This is a genomic window from Pantoea sp. E956-1, assembly GCF_982223955.1.
Map to the genome: position 1 here is coordinate 1 of NZ_CEUYZP010000112.1, position 384 is coordinate 384.

Below are 384 nucleotides of genomic sequence, written 5' to 3' on the forward strand. Positions count from 1 at the left end.
GTTGGAGGAAGGGCTGCGTCCGTGATCATCCATACTCGGTCGCCTTTGTGGGAGCCATTCAAAGCAATACCTTGACAGTGCTGCGCCTCGAGGTGACTGCCGAATTCATCCACGAGGGCCTGGATGAACTGCACACAATAGGAGTCTGGGAAGACGCCACCTGTGTTGCAGGTTTCGGCGGTCTGTCTTCGTAATACTCCAAAACCGATGACATAAAAAAGCACTTTGACGGTTTTTTTAAGTTTATTTTGCAGAGTGACGAAAAGCCCTTGGCGGACTCCCCGTACCCCGCTAAAGTCGGAAGTCCGCCTGCATCGAATTCCTCCTGAAAATCACCCCAAGCCCAATGTTTCCGGGCTTTTTGTCGTTTCTCAACGAAACGCG

1 protein-coding gene is annotated in these 384 nt (G+C 51.6%); it reads left to right on the plus strand.

What is annotated here, in order from left to right; translation table 11 throughout:
• The coding region (locus tag AC0T7J_RS25510) for a hypothetical protein (RefSeq protein ID WP_473798619.1) at positions 1–194 on the plus strand (194 nt) is incomplete at its 5' end.
• Positions 195–384 lie beyond the last annotated feature (190 nt).